At 71.5% G+C, this 24,617-nt stretch carries 25 protein-coding genes; 16 read left to right on the forward strand and 9 right to left on the reverse strand.

All coding sequences use genetic code 11. The annotated features are described in order from the left end of the window. Window positions 1-73: 73 nt before the first annotated feature. Window positions 74-937, forward strand: a complete 864-nt coding sequence (locus V5F49_RS11865) for a LysR family transcriptional regulator (RefSeq protein ID WP_394115605.1) — start codon at window positions 74-76, stop codon at window positions 935-937. A gap of 39 nt (window positions 938-976) precedes the next feature. Here V5F49_RS11865 and V5F49_RS11870 read toward each other — a convergent pair whose 3' ends face one another. After that, complete coding sequence (locus V5F49_RS11870; protein ID WP_394115604.1) at window positions 977-1,918, reverse strand: glucokinase; 942 nt, start codon at window positions 1,916-1,918, stop codon at window positions 977-979. 366 nt (window positions 1,919-2,284) lie between these two features. Between V5F49_RS11870 and V5F49_RS11875 the strand changes: the two genes are divergently transcribed. From V5F49_RS11875 to V5F49_RS11885, 3 genes are all read left to right on the forward strand, one after another. Continuing rightward, window positions 2,285-2,995 carry a Tim44/TimA family putative adaptor protein gene (locus tag V5F49_RS11875; RefSeq protein ID WP_394115875.1) on the forward strand — a complete coding sequence of 237 codons (711 nt, stop codon included), beginning with the start codon at window positions 2,285-2,287 and terminating at the stop codon, window positions 2,993-2,995. Window positions 2,996-3,081: 86 nt separating this feature from the next. After that, the gene (gene mltA / locus V5F49_RS11880; RefSeq protein ID WP_394115603.1) at window positions 3,082-4,296 is read left to right on the forward strand and encodes a murein transglycosylase A; all 1,215 of its coding nucleotides are present in this window, start codon (window positions 3,082-3,084) and stop codon (window positions 4,294-4,296) included. Further along, window positions 4,293-4,871: a Smr/MutS family protein gene (locus tag V5F49_RS11885; RefSeq protein ID WP_394115602.1), complete on the forward strand. Its 579-nt coding sequence runs from the start codon at window positions 4,293-4,295 to the stop codon at window positions 4,869-4,871. The genes mltA and V5F49_RS11885 overlap by 4 nt, the downstream gene beginning before the upstream one ends. 72 nt (window positions 4,872-4,943) lie before the next feature. On the opposite strand, the gene pdeM is transcribed toward V5F49_RS11885, so the two are convergent. From pdeM to V5F49_RS11900, 3 genes are read right to left on the reverse strand one after another with little or no spacing between them, the layout of a single operon-like run. Next, window positions 4,944-5,651 (reverse strand): ligase-associated DNA damage response endonuclease PdeM, encoded by a 708-nt coding sequence (pdeM, locus tag V5F49_RS11890; protein ID WP_394115601.1) that lies wholly within the window; start codon window positions 5,649-5,651, stop codon window positions 4,944-4,946. Between the two features lie 51 nt (window positions 5,652-5,702). Then, the gene (locus V5F49_RS11895) at window positions 5,703-6,176 is read right to left on the reverse strand and encodes an NUDIX hydrolase (protein ID WP_394115600.1); all 474 of its coding nucleotides are present in this window, start codon (window positions 6,174-6,176) and stop codon (window positions 5,703-5,705) included. A 2-nt stretch (window positions 6,177-6,178) separates the two neighbouring features. Beyond that, the gene (locus V5F49_RS11900; protein ID WP_394115599.1) at window positions 6,179-8,353 is read right to left on the reverse strand and encodes a primosomal protein N'; all 2,175 of its coding nucleotides are present in this window, start codon (window positions 8,351-8,353) and stop codon (window positions 6,179-6,181) included. Between the two features lie 306 nt (window positions 8,354-8,659). Between V5F49_RS11900 and V5F49_RS11905 the strand changes: the two genes are divergently transcribed. From V5F49_RS11905 to V5F49_RS11925, 5 genes are all read left to right on the forward strand, one after another. Then, window positions 8,660-9,394: a CHAP domain-containing protein gene (locus tag V5F49_RS11905; protein ID WP_394115598.1), complete on the forward strand. Its 735-nt coding sequence runs from the start codon at window positions 8,660-8,662 to the stop codon at window positions 9,392-9,394. Window positions 9,395-9,463: 69 nt separating this feature from the next. Beyond that, on the forward strand, window positions 9,464-10,498 hold the full coding sequence (gene obgE / locus V5F49_RS11910; RefSeq protein ID WP_394115597.1) for a GTPase ObgE: 1,035 nt from the start codon (window positions 9,464-9,466) through the stop codon (window positions 10,496-10,498). 185 nt (window positions 10,499-10,683) lie between these two features. Beyond that, complete coding sequence (gene proB / locus V5F49_RS11915) at window positions 10,684-11,844, forward strand: glutamate 5-kinase (protein ID WP_394115596.1); 1,161 nt, start codon at window positions 10,684-10,686, stop codon at window positions 11,842-11,844. A gap of 163 nt (window positions 11,845-12,007) precedes the next feature. Beyond that, a complete protein-coding gene (locus V5F49_RS11920) occupies window positions 12,008-12,946 on the forward strand; it encodes a hypothetical protein (RefSeq protein ID WP_394115595.1) in 939 nt (312 codons plus the stop codon). A gap of 94 nt (window positions 12,947-13,040) precedes the next feature. Next, window positions 13,041-13,217, forward strand: coding sequence for a hypothetical protein (locus V5F49_RS11925; RefSeq protein ID WP_394115594.1), 177 nt, complete (start codon window positions 13,041-13,043; stop codon window positions 13,215-13,217). Between the two features lie 6 nt (window positions 13,218-13,223). Here the strand turns inward: V5F49_RS11925 and V5F49_RS11930 are convergent, their stop codons facing one another. Further along, window positions 13,224-14,060 carry an FG-GAP-like repeat-containing protein gene (locus V5F49_RS11930; RefSeq protein WP_394115593.1) on the reverse strand — a complete coding sequence of 279 codons (837 nt, stop codon included), beginning with the start codon at window positions 14,058-14,060 and terminating at the stop codon, window positions 13,224-13,226. Window positions 14,061-14,470: 410 nt separating this feature from the next. On the opposite strand from V5F49_RS11930, the gene V5F49_RS11935 reads away from it, so the two are divergent. The 6 genes from V5F49_RS11935 (at window position 14,471) to V5F49_RS11960 (ending at window position 18,641) form a co-directional block, all read left to right on the forward strand. Next, window positions 14,471-15,712 carry a glutamate-5-semialdehyde dehydrogenase gene (locus V5F49_RS11935; protein ID WP_394115874.1) on the forward strand — a complete coding sequence of 414 codons (1,242 nt, stop codon included), beginning with the start codon at window positions 14,471-14,473 and terminating at the stop codon, window positions 15,710-15,712. A 62-nt stretch (window positions 15,713-15,774) separates the two neighbouring features. Next, on the forward strand, window positions 15,775-16,401 hold the full coding sequence (locus tag V5F49_RS11940; protein WP_394115873.1) for a nicotinate-nucleotide adenylyltransferase: 627 nt from the start codon (window positions 15,775-15,777) through the stop codon (window positions 16,399-16,401). A gap of 109 nt (window positions 16,402-16,510) precedes the next feature. Next, window positions 16,511-16,870: a ribosome silencing factor gene (rsfS, locus tag V5F49_RS11945; protein ID WP_394115592.1), complete on the forward strand. Its 360-nt coding sequence runs from the start codon at window positions 16,511-16,513 to the stop codon at window positions 16,868-16,870. Window positions 16,871-16,904: 34 nt separating this feature from the next. Then, the gene (gene rlmH / locus V5F49_RS11950) at window positions 16,905-17,387 is read left to right on the forward strand and encodes a 23S rRNA (pseudouridine(1915)-N(3))-methyltransferase RlmH (protein ID WP_394115591.1); all 483 of its coding nucleotides are present in this window, start codon (window positions 16,905-16,907) and stop codon (window positions 17,385-17,387) included. A 231-nt stretch (window positions 17,388-17,618) separates the two neighbouring features. Next, on the forward strand, window positions 17,619-17,744 hold the full coding sequence (ykgO, locus tag V5F49_RS11955; RefSeq protein WP_012114086.1) for a type B 50S ribosomal protein L36: 126 nt from the start codon (window positions 17,619-17,621) through the stop codon (window positions 17,742-17,744). Window positions 17,745-17,915: 171 nt separating this feature from the next. After that, on the forward strand, window positions 17,916-18,641 hold the full coding sequence (locus tag V5F49_RS11960; RefSeq protein ID WP_394115590.1) for a tetratricopeptide repeat protein: 726 nt from the start codon (window positions 17,916-17,918) through the stop codon (window positions 18,639-18,641). Window positions 18,642-18,663: 22 nt separating this feature from the next. On the opposite strand, the gene V5F49_RS11965 is transcribed toward V5F49_RS11960, so the two are convergent. Both V5F49_RS11965 and V5F49_RS11970 read right to left on the reverse strand, forming a co-directional pair. After that, a complete protein-coding gene (locus V5F49_RS11965; protein WP_394115589.1) occupies window positions 18,664-19,197 on the reverse strand; it encodes a DUF1036 domain-containing protein in 534 nt (177 codons plus the stop codon). Window positions 19,198-19,232: 35 nt separating this feature from the next. Further along, window positions 19,233-20,237: a DMT family transporter gene (locus V5F49_RS11970; protein WP_394115588.1), complete on the reverse strand. Its 1,005-nt coding sequence runs from the start codon at window positions 20,235-20,237 to the stop codon at window positions 19,233-19,235. Between the two features lie 243 nt (window positions 20,238-20,480). On the opposite strand from V5F49_RS11970, the gene V5F49_RS11975 reads away from it, so the two are divergent. Next, a complete protein-coding gene (locus V5F49_RS11975; RefSeq protein ID WP_394115587.1) occupies window positions 20,481-20,744 on the forward strand; it encodes a DUF2312 domain-containing protein in 264 nt (87 codons plus the stop codon). 18 nt (window positions 20,745-20,762) lie between these two features. On the opposite strand, the gene V5F49_RS11980 is transcribed toward V5F49_RS11975, so the two are convergent. Beyond that, window positions 20,763-22,238 (reverse strand): peptidoglycan L,D-endopeptidase MepK, encoded by a 1,476-nt coding sequence (locus V5F49_RS11980; RefSeq protein WP_394115586.1) that lies wholly within the window; start codon window positions 22,236-22,238, stop codon window positions 20,763-20,765. A 371-nt stretch (window positions 22,239-22,609) separates the two neighbouring features. Next, on the reverse strand, window positions 22,610-24,559 hold the full coding sequence (locus V5F49_RS11985; protein WP_394115585.1) for a L,D-transpeptidase family protein: 1,950 nt from the start codon (window positions 24,557-24,559) through the stop codon (window positions 22,610-22,612). Window positions 24,560-24,617: the final 58 nt, after the last annotated feature.

The raw sequence follows: 24,617 nt of genomic DNA on the forward strand, positions 1-24,617 counted from the left end.
ACCATGAATTTGCGCCATTGAAAAATTGAATGTTTGGATGTTCGATATTCACAAAACAGATGGGAGCCGGGCGATGCTCGACATGGACCTGCTCAGGGCGTTCGTCAGCGTGGTGGATGCGGGTGGCTTCACCCGGGCGGGAGAGCGCGTCCACCGGACCCAGTCCACCGTGAGCCAGCAGGTGCGGCGGCTGGAGGACCAGCTGGGCCATCGCCTGCTGCTGCGCGACGCCCGCGGTGTCCGGCCGACCGTGGAGGGTGAGCGGCTGCTGGGCTATGCCCGCCGCATCCTGGCCCTCGGCGCCGAGGCACAGGCCGCGCTGGCCGGCACCACGGCGGCGCGGATGGTGCGGCTCGGAATTCCGGACGATTTCGCGCTGTCGGCGCTCACCTCGGTGATCGCCGGCTTCGCCCGCGCCCGGCCGGGAGTGCGGCTCGCCGTGGAGTGCGGGCTGAGCTGCGACCTCTCGGGCGCGTTCGCGCGGGGCGAGCTTGATCTGGTGCTGCTGAAGCGTGAGCCGGGCACCGGCCCCGCGGCCGCCGTCTGGCCCGAGCGCCTCGTGTGGGTGACTGGAACCGATACGACGCCGGACGAGGAGATGGTGGCGCTCGCGGCGTTCCGCCAGGGCTGCCTCTATCGCGGCCGGGCGATCCACGCGCTGGAGAAGGCCGGCCGCAGCTGGCGCATCGCCTATGAGTGCGCCAGCCTGATCGGCGTGGAGGCGGCGCTTGCCGGCGGGCTGGGGGTCGCGGTGCTGAGCAGCCTCGCGGTGACGCCGCGCCTGCGCGTGCTGCCCGATGGCGCGGCCTGGCCGGCCATCCCGCCCACCGAGCTGGCGTTGCAGGTGGCCGAGCCGGCCTGCGCGGCGACACGCGACCTCGCCGGCCTGATCGCCGGGTTCTGCGATGCGGAGGCCTCCCGCCTGCTGGCGGCATGAGGCGTCATCGCGGCACGCGGTGCCCCGTGGCCGGAGCGATCAGCCGTCCACCAGCAGGCGCCGGCCGATCTCGCCGATGCCGATGAGGCCGGGGGTGGCGTGCATCACCACATGGATGGGGATGAGCCCGAGCCGGTCATGGTAGGGCGGGTGCTCCTCGAACGCGGCGCGGAACGGGCTTTCGGCGAACAGCCGGGCCATGGCCCGGCCCACGCCGCCGCCCACGAACACGCCGCCCTTGGCGTCGAACGCGAGGGCGAGATCGCCCAGCACCCGGCCGAGCAGGCGCAGGAAAACGTGGCAGCTCTCCTTCTCCATCCGCTGGCCGTCGAGGGCGGCCTTGATGATGGCATGGGACGACAACTGCTCGCCCGACAGGATGCGGTGCAGCCGCACCAGTCCCGGTCCGGACAGCACATGCTCCACCGTGACCGGTCCCAGATCGCGCACCAGATGGGCGACGATGCGGGCCTCGTCGGTGGTGACGGCGCCGAGGCGCATGTGCCCGGCCTCGCTCGGCAGCACCTCGTAGCCGGCCTCGCGCGGAATGATGAAGGCGGTGCCGAGCCCGGTGCCGGGTCCGCTGAGCAGCATGGGCGCGCCCGGAACCGCCCGGCCGGTGCCCACTTCGAGCAGGTCGTCGCGGGTCAGCAGCGGCAGGCCGTGGGCGAATGCCTCGAAATCGTTGAGCACGCACAGGTGCTCGAAAGACAATTCCCGCGCCAGCGCGGCGGTGGAAAAGCGCCAGTCGCGGTTGGTCAGGCGCACGTCGTCGCCATCGATGGGGCCGGCCACGGCCAGGGCGGCGCAGCGCGGCGCCTCCCCGCTCACCGACGCCAGATAGGTGCGCAGCAGGTCCTCGATCGAGCCGTAGGAATCGTTGGCCTCGAGCCGGATGTCGAACGGAACGCCGTCGACGCCGGCGCGGGCGATGCGTGTCGTGGTTCCGCCGATGTCCGCGAGAAGTACGGTGGGAGCCATGTCTGATTCCCGTGGAAGGTGGGGTGACTCTACTGCGCCAGTCGTGAACCGGACGCAAGCGCGGGCCGCGCTGCAGCGCCAAAGCGACGCCCGCGCCTGAATGCCAAGTGCCGCAGGCGCCCGCAGGTTCCCCCGCGCAGCCTCCGGCCGCGAAGATGTGTCGGCCCGCCCGGTGGCGCGCGGCTGCCGGCTGCCGTAAGCTTCCGGTGAAAATGTGGGTTGCGGCGGCGCGGGGGCTGGCGGGATCGCCGCTTCGACGTACATAAGGAACGTCGGGTCCGGTAGCTGCCCTCGCGGAAGACCGGACAGGGGCAACAGAGTGCCACGGCATGCCGTGGCGCCCGAAAGGCATGGCGAAGCGCAGTGCTGGACATCTACACGATCATCTTCCTGGCCCTCGCGGTCTTCATTTTCGTGCGGCTGCGCAGCGTGCTGGGGCAGAGGACGGGGCGCGAGCGTCCGCCTTACGATCCCTATTCCCGCGATACCGCGCGCCCGCCGCAGCCCGGCTCCGACAAGGTGGTGAACCTGCCCGAGCGCACGCCGGGCCCGGCCGTGCCTGCGCCGGCTGACAATGACGAGCCCCCGGCCTTCCGCTGGCAGGGCGTCGCCGCCGAGGGCTCGCCCGCCGCGGCCGCTCTGGACGAGATCGCCCGCGTCGAGCCGGATTTCGACGCCCGGCACTTCCTCACCGGCGCCCGCTCGGCCTACGAGATGATCGTGACCGCCTTCGCCGCGGGGGATCGCCGCACCCTGAAGGACCTCCTTGCCAAGGACGTCTACGACAGCTTCGCCGCCGCCATCGCCGACCGGGAGAGCCGGCGCGAGACGATGGAATCGCGCTTCGTCTCCATCGAGCAGGCCGACCTTGAGGACGTGACCGTGCGCGGGCGCACCGCCCAGCTCACGGTGCGCTTCGTGTCCAAGCTCATCTCCGTCACCCACGGCCCCGACGGCGCGGTGGTGGACGGCAGCCCCGACACGGTGGCCGACGTGACCGACGTGTGGACCTTCGCCCGCGAGCTCGGGACGCGCGATCCCAACTGGAAGCTGGTGGCGACCGAAGCCGCGCAGTGAGGCCGGCCATGTCTGCGCCCCGCGCCCGCTGGACAGACCGGATCAGGGCGCGGGGACGCGCGCTCCTTGTGGCGAGCGGGCTCGGCATGCTGATGCCCCTTGCCCTCGCGCCCTCGGGTCCCGCCTTCGCCGGCACGCCCGCGGCCGCAGGAGGTGCCGCCCTGGTCCCCGTGCCCCCTCCCGACATCCCCGGGGCGACCCTGCTGCCCCAGTCCTATGCCGACCTCGACGGCTGGGCGCAGGACGACCACGCCGCGGCCTTCGCCACCTTCCTCGCCAGCTGCGCGGCCTTCGCCGTGCCGCCGGCCGAGATCGGTCCCGCCTCCGCGCCCACGCTGAAGGCCGGGCTGGTCCGGGCCTGCGCCCTTGCGCGACGCCTCGGCACGGCGAAGCCGTCGGACACGGTGGCCCGCCTGTTCTTCGAGGTCGCGTTCCGGCCGTTCCGCGTCGTGCCCGGCGGCAGCGGCGCCGCCTTCTACACCGGCTATTACGAGCCCGAGGTGGCGGGGGCGCTCGGCCCCGGCAACGGGTTCGACGTACCGGTCTATCGCCGGCCGGACGATCTGCTGATGCAGGGGGCGGGGCCGGCGCCCAATTCCGGCGGCGCCCTGCGGCGCCCCGCCGACGGCCTCGTGCCCTATCATGACCGCGCCGCCATCGAGGATGGCGCGCTCGCCGGCCGCGGGCTTGAAGTGGTGTGGCTGCGCGATCCCATCGACCTGTTCTTCATGCAGATCCAGGGTTCGGCCCGCGTGCGCCTGCCGGACGGGCGGGTGCTGCGGCTCAACTATGACGGCTACAACGGCCATCCTTATCTCCCGGTCGGCCGGCTCCTCATCCAGCGCGGGCTGGTGCCGCGCGAGGAGATGTCCATGGCCCGCATCCGCGCCTTCATGGAGGCGGACCCCGCCGCCGGCCGGGCGCTGAGGCGGGAGAACCGCTCCTATGTGTTCTTCAAGGCGCTGGAGCTGGGCGCCGACGCCGGTGCCATGGGCGCGCAGGGGGTGCCGCTGACGGCCGGGCGCTCCATCGCCGTGGACCGGACGCTGCACACCTATGGCGCGCCGGTGTTCGTGGAGGCGGACCTGCCGCTCTCCACCCCCGGCGGCGCCGAGCCCTTCCGTCGCCTCGTGATCGCGCAGGATACCGGGTCCGCCATCGTTGGGCCGGCGCGGGCGGACATCTATTTCGGCACCGGCCGGGAAGCGGGCGAGGTGGCCGGGCGCATCCGCCATCCGGGCCGCTTCACGCTGCTGGTGCCGCGCTTCGCCCCGGTCGGGGCAGGAGACCGCGTGCCATGAACCGGCGCGGTCGCCGGCGCCAGCTTTCCGCCGAGGAGCGGGCGCTGTGGCACCATGTGGTCCGCTCGGTGATGCCGCTGCGCCCCGAGGCCGTCGAGCCGCCGCCCGCGCCCACGCCGGAGCCTCCTCCGGCGCCCGTTGCCGCTTCCGCTGCCGCCGCGCCATCCGCTGCCGGCCGCAAGGCTGCCGCCGTTCCCGCCGCACCGCTTGCGCCCCCGCTCGCCGGGCTGGAGCCGAAGGCGCGGCGCCGGCTGGTGCGCGGCGCGGAGGTGGACGCGCGGCTAGACCTCCACGGCCTCACCCAGGCTGCGGCCCACCGCCGGCTGCGCATGTTCCTTTTCGATGCGCAGGCGAGCGGGCACGGGGTGGTGCTGGTCATCACCGGCAAGGGCGACCCGGAGCGGCTTGGCAGCCATGGCCCGGCGTTCGGCGAAGGCCGAGGCGTGCTGCGCCGGGCGGTGCCGTTGTGGCTCGCCGAGCCGGACCTGCGCGCGGTGGTGCTGGGTTTCGAATCCGCCGGCCGCCGCCACGGCGGGGAGGGCGCGCTTTATGTGCGCATCCGCCGCCGCAGGTAACGGATGCGCCGCCGGCGTGTGGCCCGCTTCGCCAGCGGGGATGGGGTTGGAGGTGCCGGGACGACGACCCGCTCAGATCGGGTGGCAGGCGCTGGCGGGCAGCTCGTAGGTGCGGTCCGCGCCCAGCAAATGGACGCGGAAGCCGCGCCGGGGGAACAGGCCGGCGATGGCCGGGTCACGCACGCTGAGGCCGCCCGCATAGGCGCCGAAGGCCGGCAGCACCATGCGATTGCCGTCTGTGACGAAGCACCTGCGCCTCACCGCGCGTCCGCGGACAGCAACCCGGGCAGCGGGGTGCAGGTGGCCGCAGATTTCCCCGGAGACGGGGCCTTCCTGCGGCTCGTGGCGGAACCGCAGCGGCCCCACCGCCAGCTCGGCCGTGCCCTCGCCGCCGAGATCGTGCGGCAGGGGATCGTGATTGCCGGCGATCCACACGAAGGTGCGTCCGGCCTGGATGCGCCGCACCTCGTCGCGCAGGGGATCGGCCATGCGCTCGCCGGCCCAGCGGTCGTGCAGGCTGTCGCCCAGCGCCACCACGATGCGCGGCTGATGGAACGCAACGGCCGCCGCCAGCCGGCGCAGGGTGTCGAGCGTGTCGTAGGGCGGCAGCATCTGGCCGCGCCGGGCGAAGGCGGAGCCCTTCTCCAGATGCAGGTCCGCCACCACCATCATCCGCTCGCGCGGCCACAGCAGCGCCCCGGAGGGGTCGAGCTCCAGCTCCGCGCCGGCAAGGGCGACGGTGGTGCGGACGGGAGCAGCTGATTCGGCACGGGCGAGCATGGCGGCGGATTGTGCCTGAAGCGGTGGGCGGGGCAAGGCGGAGGTTGCGGCTCACGCACCGGCAGGCCAGACGCCGGCCTGCGCCAGCATCTGCGCCATGTCCTGCGGCCAGGCCCGCCCCGTGAAGCGGACGAGGGCGGCGAACGTCCACCAGTCGTGGCCGGCGAGCGTCGATCGTTCCAGCGCGGACCAGCCGTCGGTGGAAAGCTCCGGCCGGGCGACGCGGATGAGGAAATAGCGCTCGTCCGAACGCACCATGCCTCCGTTCGGCATGCGGAACACCACCTCCCGCCGGGCGATCTGCGGTCCCGGATGGGCGATGGCGATGCCGGTCTCCTCGAACAGCTCGCGGCAGGCGGCGGCCTCGAAGCTCTCTCCGGGCTCCAGCCCGCCGCCGGGCGGCGCCCAATAGCTGTCGCCCGCCAGCGCGCCGGTACGGTGGATGAAGTTGAACAGCAACAGCCGGTCCTCCCCGTCCAGCACCAGAAGGCGGGCGGCGGGGCGGTCGGTGACGGGTGTGTCCATGCTCACAGGAAGCTCTGCGGGTCCACGTCGATGGTGACCTTGATGTTGCCTGTCGCCTTGGGCGCCACCGCGCGCCATTCCCTCAGATAGCGCGACAGGTCGAAGGCGCGGGGCGCGCGCGCCAGCAGGCGCCAGCGATGCCGGCCGCGCAGCACGGCGAGAGGCGCCTCGGCGGGGCCGAGCACCCGCACCTCGGGCGATGGCGGCGCGGACGCGGCGAGCCGTCGGGCATGGGCTTCCGCCGCATGGCCCTCGCTGGCCGAGACGATGAGCCCCGCCATGCGCCCGAACGGCGGCAGGCGCGCGTCCTCGCGGGCGGCGATCTCCACGTCGTAGAAGGCGTCGCGGTCGCCGGTGACGAGCGCGCGCATCACCGGATGCTCGGGCATGTGGGTCTGGATGAAGCCGCGCCCCTCGGTCTTGCCGCGCCCGGCGCGCCCCGCCACCTGGTGCACCAGCTGGAAGGTACGCTCGGCGGCGCGCGGGTCGCCCTGGCCGAGGCCCACGTCCGCGTCCACCACGCCCACCAGCGCGAGGCCGGGGAAATTGTGGCCCTTGGCCACCAGCTGGGTGCCCACCACCACGTCCACCTCGCCCTTGGCCACGGCGTCGAGCTCGGCCCGCATGCGCTCCACCCCGCCGAGCAGGTCCGAGGACAGGACGAGGGAGCGCGCCGCCGGGAACAGCGCCTGCACCTCTTCCTGCAGCCGCTCGACGCCCGGTCCGACGGGGACGAGGCTGTCCTTGGCGTGGCAGGCAGGGCATTCCTCCGGCACCGGGGCCTGATAGCCGCAATGGTGGCAGGTGAGGCGGCGGCGGTAGCGGTGCTCCACCAGCCATGCGGTGCAGGAGGGGCACCGCATGCGGTGGCCGCAGGAGCGGCACAGGGTGAGCGGCGCATAGCCCCGCCGGTTGAGGAACAGGAGCGCCTGCCCGCCCGCCTCCAGCGTGTCGGCGATCTCGGCTTCGAGACGCGGCGCGATCCAGCGGCCGCGGGGCGGGCCTTCCTTGCGCAGATCGATGGGGGCGAGGCCCGGCACCTTGGCGCCGCCGAAGCGCACCGGCAGGGCGAGGCGGCGATAGCGGCCGCGCCGGGCGTTCACCTCGGTCTCGATGGAGGGGGTGGCGGAGGCGAGCACGATGGGCGCCCCGGCGAGCCGCGCCCGCACCACCGCCATGTCGCGGGCGTGATAGCAGACGCCGTCGTCCTGCTTGTAGGCGGGGTCGTGCTCCTCATCGACGATGATGAGGCCGAGGTCGCGGAACGGCAGGAACAGGGCCGAGCGCGCCCCCGCCACCACCTGCACCTTGCCGGAGGCCACCTCGTTCAGCACCTTCGCCCGCCGGCGGCTGGAGACGCCGGAGTGCCATTCCGCCGGCTTCACCCCGAAGCGTGTGGTGAAGCGGTCGAGGAAGGCCTGGGTGAGGGCGATCTCGGGGAGCAGGATCAGCGCCTGCCGCCCGGCGCGGATCGCCGCCGCCACCGCCTCGAAATACACCTCCGTCTTGCCGGAGCCTGTGACGCCATCCAGCAGGAAGGTGGAGAAGGCGCGCGCCTCCACCGCCTCGCGCAGGGCATCGGCGGCGGCTTGCTGCGGTTCGGAGAGGGTGGGGGTGGCGTGGCCGGGATCGGGCGGGTAGGCGGCGGGCTCGGGCGGCAGCACCACGGCCTCCAGCGTGCCGTCGTCCACCAGCCCGTCCACCACCGACGGGGAGACGCCGGCCTCGCGCGCCGCCTCGGTCTTGCCGCGCACGAAGCCGTCGGCGAGCAGCTCCATGAGCCGGGCGCGCGCTGCCGTCATGCGTTGCGGCGCGCTGCCGGCAAGGCGCACTCCCACCCGCTCGCGCGCCACGCCGGGGCTTTCCCCATGGCGGAGCGCCATGCGCAGCACCATGCCGCGGGGCGCGAGGGTGTAGTCGGCCATCCAGTCGATGAGGCGCAGGAGATCGTGCGGCAGGGGGGCGTAGTCGAGCTTCGCCTTCACCGGCTTCAGCTTGGCCGCATCCACAGGCCGCCCGGCGCCATGGCGCGGCCAGACGACGCCGATGACGCTCTTCGTGCCGAGCGGCACGTGCACCAGATCGCCCGGGGCCACCTCCATCCCGTCGGGCAGGAGGTAGGAATAGGCGGCGTCGAGGCCGAGGGGGAGCAGGACGTCGACGGTGCGCGGGCTCATGTTCCTCTTTTGGTCCGGCGCGCGAGAAAGGTCAAAGCCGGAACCGCGGTTCGCACCGGAACGAGGGGCTAGGTCTCAGTCTTTCCGGTCGCGCAGTCCGTGGATGGGGCCGGATGTTCCAGGCCCGAGATTGGGCTTGACCGAAATACAACTTAAGAGAGATAAATATTTAAATACTCTCTTTAAGAGTGTTTCCGGCCTCCATCCGGCTCCGGGCCGAGCCCGGATGCAACAGCGCCGACGCCTGTCCACGCGGCAATGCCTGGCCGCGAAAAGGGGGACGCATCCATGCTGCTGAAACGGGGAATGATCCACCAAGACGTCGCGCAGCTTGCCCAGGATCTCTCCGCGCTCGGCTTCTACACGGGCGCCATCGGGGAGAATTTCAACGGCGACATGGAGGCCGCCGTGAAGGCCTTCCAGTCGCAATATGTGGGTCCCGATCAGCTGCCGCTGGTGGTGGATGGGCAGGTCGGTCCGCTGACGCGCTGGGCCCTCGACGTCGCCCGCGGACGCCGGTCATCGAAAAAGTCCCCGTCAGCGGGCGCACGGCCGGCAGGAAGCTCCGCGACAGGTTGGAACGCGCTCGCCATCGCGCGGCGCGAACTCGCGGCGGGCGCCGGCGAGAAGGGTGCCGACAATGCAGGGCCGGACGTGATGAAGTATCACGCCGTCACCGGCGCGTCGGCGGGCGACAGCTGGTGCGCGTCCTTCATCAGCTATTGCTTCGCCGAGGGAAATCCCGGCGCCATGCCGTTTGAGCCCACGGCGGGCGCGCGCGAGGTTCTGAAGCGCTTCAAGCGGAAGGGGTGGGATTTTCAGGCCAGCGTCATCACCCCGCCCGCGCCCGGCGACATCATCGTGTGGTGGCGCGGCGCACGAGAGGGCTGGCTCGGACATATCGGGATCGTCTCGGCCTATGAGGACGGCCTCGTGCATACGATCGAGGGCAATGGTGGCCCCTACCCCTCCAAGGTGTCGGCCTTCTATTACGTTCTCGGCCGCATAGACAAACTGCTCGGGTTCGGCCGCGCCCCCTGAAATGGGCGGAAACCTTCCGCATGCCGCAACGCCCTTGCTTTGTGCGCGAAGGCTCTCTACCTCGAACCCATGAAATTCCTCGATCAAGCCAAGGTCTATGTGCGCTCCGGTGATGGCGGGGCGGGGTGCGTCTCGTTCCGGCGCGAGAAGTTCATCGAGTTCGGCGGCCCCGACGGCGGGGACGGCGGGCGCGGCGGCGACGTGTGGATCGAATGCGTGGACGGCCTGAACACGCTCATCGACTATCGCTACCAGCAGCATTTCAAGGCCAAGAAGGGCGACCACGGCAAGGGCGCCAACCGCACCGGCGCCAAGGGCTCCGACGTGGTGCTGAAGGTGCCCGCCGGCACCCAGATCCTCGACGAGGACGAGGAGACCATCCTCGCCGACCTCACCGAGGTGGGCCAGCGCATCCGGCTGCTGGAGGGCGGCAACGGCGGCTTCGGCAACGCCCAGTTCAAGACCTCCACCAATCAGGCCCCCCGCCGCGCCAATCCCGGCCTCGAGGGCCAGGAGCGGTGGATCTGGCTGCGCCTGAAGCTGATCGCCGACGCAGGTCTCGTGGGCCTGCCCAATGCCGGCAAGTCCACCTTCCTCGCCGCCACCACGGCGGCCAAGCCGAAGATCGCCGATTATCCTTTCACCACGCTCCACCCCGGCCTCGGCGTGGTGCGGGTGGACGGGCGCGAGTTCGTGCTGGCCGACATCCCCGGCCTGATCGAGGGCGCGCACGAAGGGGTCGGCATCGGCGACCGCTTCCTTGGTCACGTGGAACGCTGCCGGGCGCTCCTGCATCTGGTGGACGGCACCTCCGAGCACGCCGGCAAGGCCTACAAGACCGTGCGGGCCGAGCTCGCCGCCTATGGCAACGGGCTCGACGAGAAGCCGGAGATCGTGGCGCTTTCCAAGGTCGATGCGCTCTCCCCCGAGCTGCTGAAGCAGCAGAAGGAGCGCCTGCAGCGGGCGGCGAAGAAGAAGCCGCTGCTGCTCTCGGCCTCCTCGGGCCAGGGCGTGCAGGAGGCGCTGCGCGCCCTCCTCGCGGTGGTCGAGGACGCACGCGGCATCGAGAAGGACGAGGCCCCGCGCGACGCCTGGCGGCCCTGAGGGCGCCGTTGCGACGGTCCCGTCCGGCGTCAGCGCATGAGAGGCCCGCGCCGGCGGGCTTGAACAGCGGCGACCCGATGGCCTATGCCGTGGCCGGAGCGCATGACGCGCCCGTCCCCTTCGGGGGATGATGTCCCCCGCACCGGCGCGGCCCAGCGCCCGTGCGCCCTGCGGTTCTGGCTTCCATGGCTTCCTTCGAGTCTTCCCCCGACGCTCCGGCGCCCGTAGCGCCCGCCTTCGCCGATTTCCGCCGCATCGTCATCAAGGTGGGCTCCGCCCTGCTGGTGGATCGGGCCGGCGGGCGGGTGCGGCTCGCCTGGCTCACCTCGCTGGTGGAGGACATCGCGGCGCTGCATGCGCGCGGCTGCGAGGTGCTGGTGGTCTCCTCCGGCGCCATCGCGCTCGGGCGCACCGTGCTCGGCCTGCCCTCCGGGGCGCTGAAGCTGGAGGACAGCCAGGCCGCCGCCGCCGTGGGGCAGATCGCCTTGTCGCGCACCTGGGCCGAGATCCTCGGCCACTACGGCATCACCGCCGGGCAGGTGCTGCTGACGCTGGGCGACACCGAGGAGCGCCGCCGCTACCTCAATGCGCGCTCGACGCTGGGCCGTCTGATGGAGCTGCGCTCGGTTCCCATCATCAACGAGAACGACACGGTGGCCACCACCGAGATCCGCTACGGCGACAACGACCGCCTCGCGGCGCGCGTCGCCACCATGGCCAGCGCGGACCTTCTGGTGCTGCTCTCCGACATCGACGGGCTCTATACCGCCCCGCCGGCGCAGGACCCCGACGCGACCCTGATCCCCGTGGTGCCGCGCATCGGCGCCGAGATCGAGGCGATTGCGGGCGATGCCGGCTCGGAGCTGTCACGCGGGGGCATGCGCACCAAGATCGAGGCCGGCAAGATCGCCACCTCGGCCGGCACCCACATGGTCATCGCCTCCGGCCACGTGAAGAACCCGCTGCGCCGGATCATGGAAGGCGGGCGCTGCACCTGGTTCCTCACCTCCGCCAATCCGGTGCGCGCCCGCAAGAGCTGGATCGCCGGGGCGCTGGAGCCGCGCGGCACCCTGCACCTCGACGAGGGCGCGGTGGCGGCGCTGCGCCGGGGCGCGAGCCTGCTGCCGGCCGGGGTGAAGCGCATGGAAGGCACGTTCGACCGCGGCGACGCCGTGGTCTTGCGTGGCCCGGACGGGGCGGAGGTGGGCCGAGGCCTCGTCGCCTACGATTCCACCCACGCCGCCCGCATCATGGGCCGCTCCACCCCGGACATCGAGGCCATGCTGGGCATGAAGGGCCGCTCCGAGATGGTCCACCGCGACGACCTGGCGCTCGGGGTGGAGTGAGGAAGCTCCAATCTGGTGTTCTCCATCTTCCGCTGCGTGATCGGCCAAACTGCCGCATCGGTTGTACTCGACAGGTTGCAGGCTGTTGCGTAGCGGTTGTGGTCGTGGCGGTTGTGGGGCGGGCCGGCACATGCTCCACCATGCCCTCGCCGGGGGCGGAGACATGAGCGAACGGGTGAAGCTTCCCGTTTGGGGATCGGTCAGGCTTGCCTTCGAATGGAGCATCGTGATTTGCCGGAGGCATTGGCGGCTGATGGCGGTCTATGTACTGGCAGGGTGGGTTCTGGGTGGCCCATGGACGGCGTCGCAGCTTCGGTTTGATCTCTGGAATGTTGTGCGGCCGGCAGCAATCGCGGCTCCGATGGGCGCGATCCCGTCGCCTCCGGCTTGGTTGATTGTGCTGGGCATCGCCCTGACATTCGCTTTCATCCTCTTGATCGCGGTGCCGCTGATCGTGCTGGCCCTTATCTCGCACAATGAAGTTTTGCGGGGCCGGGCGGGTCTTGATGCCGAGACATTGGGCAGGGGGCCGGGGCGGATCCTCGGCTACTTGCTCGATGTGTTGAGAATTATAGTCGTCACCTTCCTCGCGGTGGTGCTGATCATGATCGGCATCATGCTTTTTGGCGCGGTGGCCAGTGCGCTGCGACTTCCGGACGGGTTATTCGCCGTCGCAGCCATGGGTGCATTCTGGCTTGCCATGGCTGCGATCCAGGCCCGGCTGGAGCTCCGCCTGCCGGGGCGGGCGCTGGGGCAGGTTCTGCCTTGGGCCGAGGTTCAGCGGATGGGGCGGGGCAACACGTGGCGCCTCGTGGGGGCGAATGTAATCGTCTGGATCATATTTCTACTGCCGCTGATCTTCGTCACCTTGCCGGTGATGTTCCTCTACGCCTCCGGGTGGCCGCCGTTTTCCGCTCATTTTCCAGCGGCGATGGAGGCGCTGCCGGTCATGCCTTCAGTCGTTCAGGCGCTGGTATCAATTCTCTACAGCGCAATTTCCACATTCGAGATCGTCGTCTACTGCGCCTTTCTATCTGTTGTGTACGGCCGGTTGCTGCCGGTTCTCGATGAGCCTGATCCCTATTTGCCGCCCATGGTGTGAAGTGCACGCGCCTGCCTGTCTCACGCACGGACTGTCAATCAAGGCGCCCGTCCTTAAATGACGGAATTGCATTTCCTGTTGTGAGAGCCCTGCCATGTCCCCGGCCTCCGCCGCCCGCACCGAAGCTGCCGCCACTGCGGTGCGGACCGTGCCGCCGGCGGAGCTGGCGGCGGTGATGCTGGCCATGGGCAAGCGCGCCCGAGCCGCCTCCCGTACCCGGGTGCCAACCGCGCCTGACGCGACGACTCTGGCGCGCACCGCCGCCGACTGAGCCGGGTCAGGGCGCCACCGTCTCGTGCCGTCCGCCGGCGAGCGCCACGTCCACCGCGGGCGGGCGGGCGCCGGTGACGAGGGCGAAGTCGCCCACTGCCGCCGCCGGCAGCGGCCGTGCGGCGATCTCGTGCACCCCGCCCTTGAACGACAGGAAGCGCAGGGCCTTCCTGTCGAAGCTCGGCACCGCCAGGTCGGCGATGCCGTCGCCGTCGAAGTCCGCCACGGCGGCAAGGCCCATCTGGAACGAGCCGGCCACATGGTTGGAGGCGTTGCCGGTCCGGGCGATCTCCACCAGCGCGCCGTTGCGCAACGTCAGCACGCGGAGCTGCCCGACAGCGTGGGGCTGCTGCACGTAGGCGATGTCGAGATGGCCGTCGCCGTCGAAGTCGGCGATGCCGGCCGGGTTCAGCCAGCGCTGCGGCGCGCCGGTCTCCGGGCCGCGGGCGATGATGGCGAGGCCGCCCTCGCGCTCTCCCACCACCACGATGGACGAGCCGGTCATGGTGGAGGAGCGCACCAGCACCACCTCGTCCCGCCCGTCGCCGTCGAGATCGACGATGCGGGGGCGGCGATCCTCGAACACCTGGTCGGGCGGCAGGGTGAGGGTGAGCACCCGCCCGTCGCGCATGCGCACCTCGATACCGGAGGCCTCCACCGTCGCGCCGAGCACGAAGTGCCGGTACCGGTCCGTGGGACCGACCAGCCTCGCCTCGCTCATGGTGCCGGAGCTGCGGCCGGCGCGGGCGTGGGGCAGGGGGCCGTCGTCGGCCGCGGCGGCGCCGGGCGCGAGGCAGGGGGCGAGCGACAGGCAGGTGAACAGCAGCAGGCCGGCGGTGCGCATGGGGGACCTTGCGGGGGTGGGCGGGGATGGGCGCAGCCTAGCGCGGCCGCTCTCCAATCCACACGGCTCCGGCGGTGAATTTTCCGAGAGGTGCCGGCTGGCGGGCGCCGGTTTCCGTCCCGTTCCAATGGCGAAGACGCACCAAAGCGCGCTTGCGCGCGGCAGGATGGCACTTTGTCGCGGAACGCGAGCGCCGCCCGGGGCGCTCGAACCGGTGCCGCGCCCACCTGTCGCACCGGCCGGGCGATGTGCTAGGGAGAAGGCGCGCCCCCATATGGGGGGCAAGTTCTTGATCAGCCCACGTTCTGACCAGCTTGAGAGACTGCGCCATGTCCACCGCTTCCGCCGCCCGCACCGATGCCGCCGCCACCGCGGGCCGGGCCGTGCCGCCGGCGGAGCTGGCGGCGGCGATGCTGGCCATGGGCAAGCGCGCCCGCGCGGCCTCGCGCACTTTGGCGCTGACGGCGCCCGAGGCGAAGACGCAGGCGCTCACCGCTGCTGCTGCCGCCATCCGCGCCGCCGCCGCCGATATTCTCGCCGCCAATGCCATCGACGTGGCGAAGGCCGGGGCCGAGGGCATGACCGGCTCGTTCCTCGACCGCCTCACCCTCACCCCCGCCCGCATCGAGGCCATGGCCGAGGGCGTGGAGCAGGTGGCCGCTCTCGCCGATCCCGTGGGCAAGGTGACCGAGCGCTGGACCCGCCCCAACGGCATGATCATCGAGCGCGTGCGCACGCCCCTCGGCGTCATCGGCGTCATCTACGAGAGCCGGCCCAATGTGACGGCGGACGCCGCGGCGCTGTGCCTGCGCGCCGGCAATGCGGTGATCCTGCGCGGCGGCTCGGACAGCCTGAACTCCTCCGGCGCCATCCATCGCGCCTTCGTCCAGGGGCTGGCCTCCGCCGGCCTGCCGCAGGACGCGGTGCAGTTCGTGGACGTTGCGGACCGCGCGGCGGTGGGGCTGATGCTCGCCGGCCTCGACGGCAACATGGACGTGATCGTGCCGCGCGGCGGCAAGAGCCTCGTCGCCCGGGTGCAGAGCGATGCGCGCGTGCCCGTCTTCGCTCATCTCGACGGCATCAACCACGTCTATGTGGACGGCGCCGCCGACCTCGACATGGCGAAGACCGTGGTGCTGAACGCCAAGATGCGCCGCACCGGCGTCTGCGGCGCGGCCGAGACCCTGCTGGTGGATCGCGCGGTCGCCGCCACCCACCTCAAGCCGCTGGTGGAGATGCTCATCGACGCCGGCTGCGAGGTGCGCGGCGATGCTGCCGTGCAGGCGGTGGATGCGCGGGTGAAGCCGGCGAACGATCTCGACTGGGACACCGAGTATCTCGACGCCATCATCGCCGCGCGGGTGGTGGACGGCGTTGAGGGCGCCATCGCCCATATCGAGGCGCACGGCTCCCACCACACCGACAGCATCGTCACCCAGGACGAGCCCGCCGCCGCCCGCTTCCTGGCGGAGGTGGATTCGGCCATCGTCCTGCACAATGCCTCCACCCAGTTCGCCGACGGCGGCGAGTTCGGCTTCGGCGCGGAGATCGGCATCGCCACCGGCCGCATGCATGCGCGCGGGCCGGTCGGGGCGGAGCAGCTGACGTCCTTCAAGTACCGCATCCACGGCTCGGGGCAGACCCGCCCGTGACATCCGGCGCGGAACGGGACGGCGCCGCCTGCGGGCCGGGAGAACGCCGGGCCGCACGCCGGCTGCCGTTCGCAACGCCCGGCCTGCGCGTCGGCCTGTTCGGCGGCAGCTTCAATCCGGCCCACGGCGCGCATCGGGCGGCGAGCCTGCTCGCCCTGCGCCGCCTCGGCCTCGACCGGGTGTGGTGGCTGGTGACGCCCGGCAATCCCCTGAAGGACAATCGCGCCCTGCCGTCGCTGGAGGCCCGCGTCGCCTGCGCGCGGGCGGTGGCCCGCCATCCGCGCATCGACGTGACCGGCTTCGAGGCGGATCTCGGCATCCGCTACACCTACGAGACGGTGGCCTGGCTGGTGCGGCGGCTGCCCCATGTCCGTTTCGTGTGGATCATGGGGGCGGACAATCTCGCCCGGTTCGATCGCTGGCAGCGCTGGCGCGCCATCGCCGATCTCGTGCCCATCGCGGTGGTGGACCGCATGGGCAACAGCCTTGCCGCCACGTCCTCCCCGGCCGCGCAGGCCCTTGCCCGCTACCGCATCGATGAGCGCGACGCGCCTTTGCTGGCGGGCCTGTCTCCACCCGCGTGGGTGTTCCTGCACGGGCTCAAATCGCCCATGTCCTCCACGGGGATAAGGGCCGCGCGGGCACCGGAATCGGGCGCCGAATCGCGACCCGATGCGCAATCGTCTTGAAAATGCGTTGATTTGCAGCCATTCTGTGGGGGTGCGACGGTTTGGCCCGTCGCCCTAATCGAGAGGATTTGGACCCCTGTCCACGACGGCTCTATTGGCGGCAGCCGAGATGACGGTTCCCGCCACGGTCTCCGAAGCGCCCGACGCTGCGGAGATTCTCGCCCTCGTCACTGCCCGGCTGGAAGACGACAAGTCCGAGGACATCGTCTCCATCGACCTGCGCGGCAAGACCTCCATCGCCGATTACATGGTGATCGCCTCCGGCCGCTCGCAGCGGCACGTAGGCGCCATCGCCGAGCACCTCCTGGAGGCGCTCAAGGCGGCGGGGATCAAGCACGTGCGGGTGGAGGGCCAGCCGGCCTGCGACTGGGTGCTCATCGACGCGAACGACGTGATCGTGCACATCTTCCAGCCCGAGGTCCGCAGCTTCTACAACATCGAGAAGATGTGGACCGGGACGCGCGCCTGATGCGCGCCCCGGCCATGGCGGGCTTCTAGACGACGTGCGCCTCGTCCTCGCCTGTGTCGGCCGGCTGAAAGCCGGTGCCGAGCGCGAACTCGTGACGCGCTATCTGGAGCGCATACGTCCCGCCGGCCGCCCCTTGGGGCTGGGCCCCTGCGACATGATCGAGATCGCCGAATCCGCCGCCCGCCGTCCGGAGGACCGCATGGCCGAGGAGGGCGCGGCGCTGCTCGCGGCCATTCCGGCCGGGGCCGGACTGGTGGTGCTGGATCCGCGCGGGCGCAGCCTCTCCAGCGAGGATTTCGCCGGCCGCATCGCCGCTGACCGCGACGCCGGCGTGCCGGCGCTTGCCTTCGTCATCGGCGGGGCGGACGGGCTGAGCGACGCCGTGCGGGCCCGCGCGGCTCTCACGATCGCCTATGGCGCCGCCACCTTCCCTCACCAGCTGGTGCGGGCCATGCTGGCCGAGCAGATCTACCGCGCCGTGACCATCCTCGCCGGCCATCCCTACCACCGGGCCTGAACGCCCCGCGGGGTCTTCGATGGCCGATTCGGTGCCGTCCCGCCGCCGGCTTTGTTGACATCCGCGCCGCCGCCCCTTATCACGCCGGCTCGATCCTGGGGTTGGGCTCGGGCGGATTGCGATCTGCCTGTCCGGCCTGCCCCGCACCTTAGAGATTTGATCCGGTGTCGATGGGGCCGCGCGGCAGCGCGCCGCGGCGGCCCGGATTGTTTGGCACCAAGCGAGCTTGTCATGAAGATCCGCAATTCCCTGAAGTCGCTGCTCGGGCGCCACCGGGACAACCGTCTCGTCCGCCGCAAGGGCCGCGTCTACATCATCAACAAGACCCAGAAGCGCTACAAGGCGCGTCAGGGCTGAGGCGCCGGCGCGGGCGACAGACCCGCGCCCTGCGTCCCGCGCGCGTCCGCTGCGATGCGCGCCGCGCCGACAGCCTGCCGGCGATTTCATCTCTGCAACGTGACCGCGCCGGCTGCCCCCCGTGGCAGCGGGCGTGTTGACGTGCGTGCCGTCGCGGCGGACACTTCGCCCATGACCTCGGACGACACGCCACCCATTCCGCACCTGCCCGCCCACCGGGGGCTTCGTCGGGGAGGGGTGCGCACCCGGCCGGTCGCGGCCCTTCTTTCGGCTCCCCTGCTGATGGTTCTTGCAACGGCCGCGCTGGCCGAGCCGCCGCGCGTCGACGTGCTTCCGGCCCCGCCGCCGCCCATGCCCAAGGCGGCCCCGCCTTCTTCCGATACCCAGCCCGCGCGTCCGCGCCTGCCGCGCGACAAGCGCACCCAGGTCGAGGGCCTGTTCGCCGCGCTGAAGGTGGCGCCGGACGAGCGCAGCGCCAAGATGATCGCCGACCGGCTGGATCAGATCTTCACCGATTCCGGCAGCCCCGGCGTCGATCTCCTGATGGCCCGCGCCAATGCGGCCGTGGAGGCGCGGGACTACGACCTCGCCTTGCAGATGCTGGATCGCGTGATCCAGATCGAGCCCGACTATATCGGCGCGCTCAGCCGGCGGGCGACCATCCTCTACATGCGCGACGACTATGGCGGCGCCCTCATCGACATGCGGGAGGTGCTGCTGCGCGAGCCGCGCCATTACGCCATGCTCTACGGCCTCGCGCTGATCTTCCGTGAGTTCGGCGACGAAAAGCGCGCGCTCGATGCCGTGCGCCGGGCGCGGGCGGTGAACCCGCGCATCGACGGCGCGGACGACATGGAGCGCCAGCTGTCCATCAAGGTCGAGGGCCGGGAGATCTGAGCGCCCGGGCGCGCCGGCTGCCTCAGGGGCGCCCGCTGCGTGGCGCCGCCGGGGGAGGCACCGGCGCGGTGGCCTGCGCCGGCTTGGTCTGGCCCGATTCGGTCAGCTGCACGGTCCAGGCCTTGCGCTCCTGGGTGTCGACCTCGAAGAAGCCGGTGCGGTCGAGGCCGCGGGCGAGGCAATCCTCCGCGCCCTTGATGGTGAACTCCTTTTCCCGCGTGCACATGTAGGCCTTGCCGGCCCACTCGCCGCCCTGGTCGTAGTCCACCGCGTAGAGATAGTAGAAGCGCGCCATCAGGTCGCCGCGCATCAGCGTCTCGCAGCTGTTGGCGGCCACGTTCCACCAGCCTTCCGTGGTCCAGGTGTCACCGTCCTTGTAGCCGAGGGCGATGCCGACGCGGCTCTGGGTGCGGTTGCACAGGCGGAACTCCGCCGCCGCGGTCTCCGGCAGCAGGGTCGCGCCCGCGAGGCAGGCCGCGAGGGCGAGGGCGCAACGGCGCGCGCGCCGCCGGCGCGTCGAGGGGGATGGGGTCATGCCGTCGGAAATGAAGGCCATGTCAGGAGGGTGTGTGCCTTTCCGGCGCCGGCCCGTCAATGGTGCCCTCCCCGGGGCGGGCGGCGGCCGCTCTGCGAAGCATCTGACGCCGGATCGGGGCAGGAGCGAGGCGGGGCCGTCGTCGGGGACGGCTGACGGGGCCGCGCCACCATCAATCCAGCGAGGATGAGCCCGCCGCCGAGGATCTGCAGCCCCGCCAGCGCCTCGTCCAGCAGCAGGGCGCCGAGCGCGGCGGCGGAGACGACCTCCAGGAAGAACACCAGCGCCCCGAATGCCGGCGGCACGAACGCGAGGCCCACCGCCATCAGCCCCTGGCCGCCGACCTGGGAGACCAGCGCCAGGGCGGTGAGCGACAGCATTCCGCCCGGTCCCGCGGGGCGCAGCGTCGGCTCCAGGAGGAGCGCAACGGCCAGCAGGATCGTCGCGGTGACGGCTGTCGAGACCAACGTGACGGCGGCGGCGCCACGGCCGATCCTTGCCCGGCTAATAGCGAGAAAGTAGCCGGCAAAAAAGAGGGCGGTGACGAGCCCGGCGAGGTCGCCGGACAGGTTCTCGGGCGCGAACGTCCAGCTGCGCCCGACCAAAGCCGCCGCGCCCAGCACGCACAGGCCGAGGCCGGCCCAGCCGCGCGCCGGCACGCTCTGGCGCAGCACGAGCACGGCAAACGCGGTGATCCAGACCGGAGCGGTAGTGGCGAGCACGGTGGCGTTGGCCACCGTGGTGTTGAGGATGGCGAGGTGCCAGAAGATGAGGTCGCCGGCGAAAAATACCCCGGCCAGCACGCTGGCCCGATCGGCGCGGAAGGCGCTTCGTCCCTCGGAGAGCGCGGCCCAGACGGCGAGCGGCGGCAGCGCGAGGGCGACGCGCCAGAACGCGCTGGCGAACGGCCCCACTTCCGCCTGTCGGACGAACAGCACGGATGCGCCCATGGCCAGCGCGCCGAGGGCAAGGCTGGTCACGCCGAGGGCGAGGCGCGGAGAGGAGCGGGGCGGGGTGGCTGTCACAGGTCGCGGGCGGGGCAGGTCCGGAAGGGCGGCCACGCTCGCACGAACCGGGCGGGCGGGCCAGAGCCGATCTGCGCCGGGGCCGGGCGAGGCGCTGGTATTCCCGTCACGCCCGGGCGGGCACGCCGCAGGGGGGAACGGGGAAAGCGGGGACGCATCCTTGACGCGGGCCATCGCCGCGGCGTCTATCGTCTTCCCCCGGAGCCGGCGAGGCTCCATCCCCATTCACGCGCGCCCCGGCCTGCACGGGAGCGTGCCGCGTTCAAGGAGACCGGCCAGGTGGCTGAAGACGTGTCAGATGCCCCCGCGGGCTTTGCCAAGGAGCAGCTCAAGTCCTTCATCGAGCGTGTCGAGCGCCTCGAGGAGGAAAAGAAGGCCATCGCCGACGACATCAAGGATGTGTTCGCCGAGGCCAAGGCCAACGGCTTCGACGTGAAGGCGCTCAGGGCGATTCTTAAGATCCGCAAGGAAGACGTGGACGAGCGCCGCGAGCACGAGGCGATCGTGGATCTCTACCTTCAGGCGCTCGGCATCATCGTCTGAACGCCGGCCGCGCCCGCCTCACATGCGCTGGGAATAGGCGATGGCGGGCGCGCGGAACACAAAGGTCGGCAGATCCGCCACGGCGGTGCCGGCGAAGCGGGCGCGCAGGCCGAACGAGCCGTCCCGCGAGAAGGCCGAGGCCACCACCTCGTGCGGCGGCGCCATGAACGCGCCGAGCTGCCGCAGCTCCGGCGGACGCAGGTAGAGCTCCGTCGACAGGCTCGGCGACAGGAACAGCCGGCCGAACGCCACTTCCGACAGACGGGTGCGCTGGCGCCCCTGGCCGGCGTGCGCCGCAGCGGCGGCGGGCGCGGCCGCGTGGGGCATCATGCCGCCGGAGAGCGTGCCGCGCTGGTCCGCCAGCGGGCCGGGCGAGGCATAGCCCAGCGCCGCGGCCGCGCCATCAGACTCGCTGCCGCGGGTGATGACCGCCGGAAGCGGCACGCCCGGGCCGGCCGTGAGGCTGGCGGAGCGGGTGTTGCGGGCAGCGTCCGCCTCGATGGGGCGGCGCATGGGCAGGGGCGCCAAGGCGCCGGCCTGCGCGGTGACGATGGCGCCGGCCGCGATCTCCGCCGGGCGGGAGGGCGGAACCGGCATGGCGTCGGCGGTCTGCGGCGCGGGGGCGGCTCGACCGCGCGCGGCGGGGGCCGGCGCCGGGGTCTCCTCGGCCACCTGGACCGGAGCCTCGCCGCCCTCGTCGTCGTCCGCATCCTTCTTGCCGAACAGGCCGGAGAAGAAGTTCTTCACGCCCTTGCCGTCGGCCGAGGCCACGGCCACGCCGGGCTTCGCGCCGCGCGCCTGAAGCTCGGCCACGGCCGCGTTGTAGTTGGCGAGCGGGCGCCCGTCGGTGGGCACATGCACGGTCTTGCCGTCCGGGAACACGCGGGCGAGCTGGTCGTGCGTCATGCGCGGCCAGTGCCGCACGTTGCCGGTGTCCATGTGGACGAAGGGCGAGCCGGACGTGGGATAGAAGCCGACGCCGCCGCGCTGCAGCCTGAGGCCGGCGACGCGCAGGTCGGAGAGGTTCACGCCGGGAATGTAGAAGTCCATCGCCTTGCCCAGCATGTGCTGGGAGAACTTGGCGACGCCGCGGCTGCGCGAGCGCAGCATGGCGTTGGTCTCGGGCGAGCGGAACGAGGAGACGATCTGGATCGGCGCGGTGGCGTTGGTCTCGCGGTAGACCTCCCAGACGATGTCGAACAGCTGGGGGTCCATCTGCGTGGACTTCTGGTTTCGCCAGTCCCGCAGGAAATGGTTGATCTGCGCCAGCACCTCGGGGTCGTAGCGGCCGTTCTTCTTGAAGGTGAAGGTGCCGCTCTCGCCGGAATGGGTGTGGTGCATGGTGAGGGTGCGGGTGTCGCCGTTGGCGACCGCGTTCTGCAGACCCGACGTGCCCGCCACCAGCAGGGTCGCTCCCACGGCCGCCGCGCGCAGCGCGGGCTTGGCCTTGCGGCCCAGGGATCGGACGGAATGCAGCGCGGAACGTTTGGCCAATGTCTCGAACCCGAGGCTCAGATTTCACGGACGCCGCGACTGTTGCCGCGACGCGATGCACCAGGAGTCTTGTCGGGTTCGGTTAAGGGTGCGTTGACACCCCTCGCCCCCACGTGCCGCGGACCCATCTTTTGGGCCGAAGTCACGGTCCCGTGAGTTATCGGCGCAGTGTGGCGAAAACGTGCCGGGTCTTGCCCGAGGCTGTGGCTTCAGCGCATCAGGCAAGAAGCAGCGGTATCTGACAGGGGAGAAAAAGTGCGGCCTGCTGACGCGGATAAAGTGGCGGCGGGCATGTTAACCATTTGAAAAGAAAAAGGGTGGCGCGAAGGCCACCCTTGCTCCTGACTGCTCTCGCGAGGTTTCCGCTGCCGTCACCGGGTCTTCGGCGCGGTGGACCTGGCGGGCGCTCCATCGGCGATTCGCTGCTTGCCGGTGAGGCCGAGGATGGACTTGGTCTCGGCGTTGATGCCGTAAAGATCCTCCCGCATCGAGAGCCGGCCTGCGTCGTCCACCACCGCGTTGAAATAGACGATGTGCACCGGGAAGCGCTGCTTCAGGTTCACGTAGCGCTCGGAAGAACCGAACATCTTGGAGATGCGGCCTTCGCTCCAGTTGTCGCCCGGCAGCCCCATGTTGAAGATGACCTCGCCGAACTTCAGCGGCTCGTAGACGCGCACGCAGCCGTGGCTGTAGGCGCGCCGGTCGTTCTGGAACAGGGTGCGCGACGGGGTGTCGTGCAGGTAGACCGAGTGGTCGTTGGGGAACATGAACTTGATGCGCCCCAGCGCGTTGCGCTCGCCCGGGGACTGACGGAAGGAATAGCCGCCCGAGCCGTTGCGCACCACCTGGATGCCGCGCCGCGCCAGCGCCGAGGGATCGCGCTGCAGCAGCGGCATCATCTCGTTGCGGGCGATGGACGGCGGGATGTTCCACGCCGGGTTGACGACGATGTACTGCATGTCGCGCGTCAGCAGCGGGGTCGGCGTCTCCGGCTTGCCCACCACCACGCGCGTCTCGTGGATCTCCTTCCCGCCCTGGTACACCCGCACCAGGAACTCGGGGATGTTCACCATCACGAACTGCTCGCCGAGGTCGCGCGGCAGCCAGCGCCAGCGCTCCATGTTGGCGATCACGTCGGCCTTCACGCTGCCGCCGCCCGGCGTCGCGCCGGCGTTGAGGGCGGTGAGCGTGGACGGGCCGACGATGCCGGTGGGCTTGATGCCGGAGGCGTCCTGGAACGCCTTCACCGCATCCACCAGCGCCGGGTCGTAGACGAGATCGGTGGCGGCCGCGCCGCTCACGCCGAGGCGGGTGCGCAGGGCGGGAATGCGGGCGTCGCTGCCGCCGGGCTTGATCTGCGGGCCGCCGGGAATCGCGGCGATCGCCGGCGACTGGCCCGATGCCTTGGCCAGCAGCGCCTTCAGCGCCTTGTAGCCGGCGTGGGGCGGATTGAAGCCGGCGAGCGCGGCGTTGGCGTCCGGCGCATAGGCCACCTTGGCGAGCGCGCCCGTGGGATCGGGGATCTCGCGCACCGGGGTGACCAGGGCGGAGATGCGGCCCGGATCGAAGCGGCCGGCCTGCGCGTGGCGGGCATAGGTGATGGCGGCGAGCGCCAGCTTGAGCTCGGTGCGCGCCAGATCCTGCGCGCCGGCGCCGGGCTTCGGCAGCGGCACGGCATAATCGGCGGGGTCGAGACCATCCTCGGCGGCGGCATCGAGCCGGGCGACCACGGCCTTGCCGCGCGCGTCGAGCCCCTGGGCGGTCACGAACACCGGCAGGTTCTGCCGGGCGCCGTAGAAGGTGACCAGGGCTTCCTGGTCCTTCTTGAAAGTGGTGAGGGTCTCGGGCGTCGCCAGTAGGGCGGCGATGCCTTCGGCCACCGGCGCCAGCGGATCGGCGGCGGCGATCACGGGCTGCGGCGCGGGCGGGCTGGCCGGAGCGGCCTGCGCAGGCACGGCAGACGCCGGAGCGGGGGAGGCGGGCAGGGCGACAGGCGTGTCGCCGGCCGAATCCACGCCGCCGCGCTTCGGCGCCTCGGCGGCGCGGGCAGGGGCGGGCTGGGCCACGGGCTGGTCGCCTGCGGCATCAATGCCGGCGCGGGCAGGAGCGGCGACGCGGGGTGTCCGCGGCGGCAGCGGAGTGGTGAGCGGGGCGTCGGTGCCGACGCCGGCATTGGCGGTCACGGGTGGGTCGGGCTGCTCGGCCGATGCCGGCAGCGCCAGCGCGCCGGCCATGGCGAGGCCCACGAGACCTGCCGCCATCAACCGGCCCAGAGTCTCCGCCACCGAATTTTCGCCCCGGAACCGCCTGGCCCTCAACATGGCCGTCTCCTCGCCACTGCCCCGCTCGTTGGTGCCGTGCTCCCGCGCGCGGATCAAC

It is taken from the genome of Xanthobacter lutulentifluminis (assembly GCF_043194675.2).
GTDB lineage: Bacteria > Pseudomonadota > Alphaproteobacteria > Rhizobiales > Xanthobacteraceae > Xanthobacter.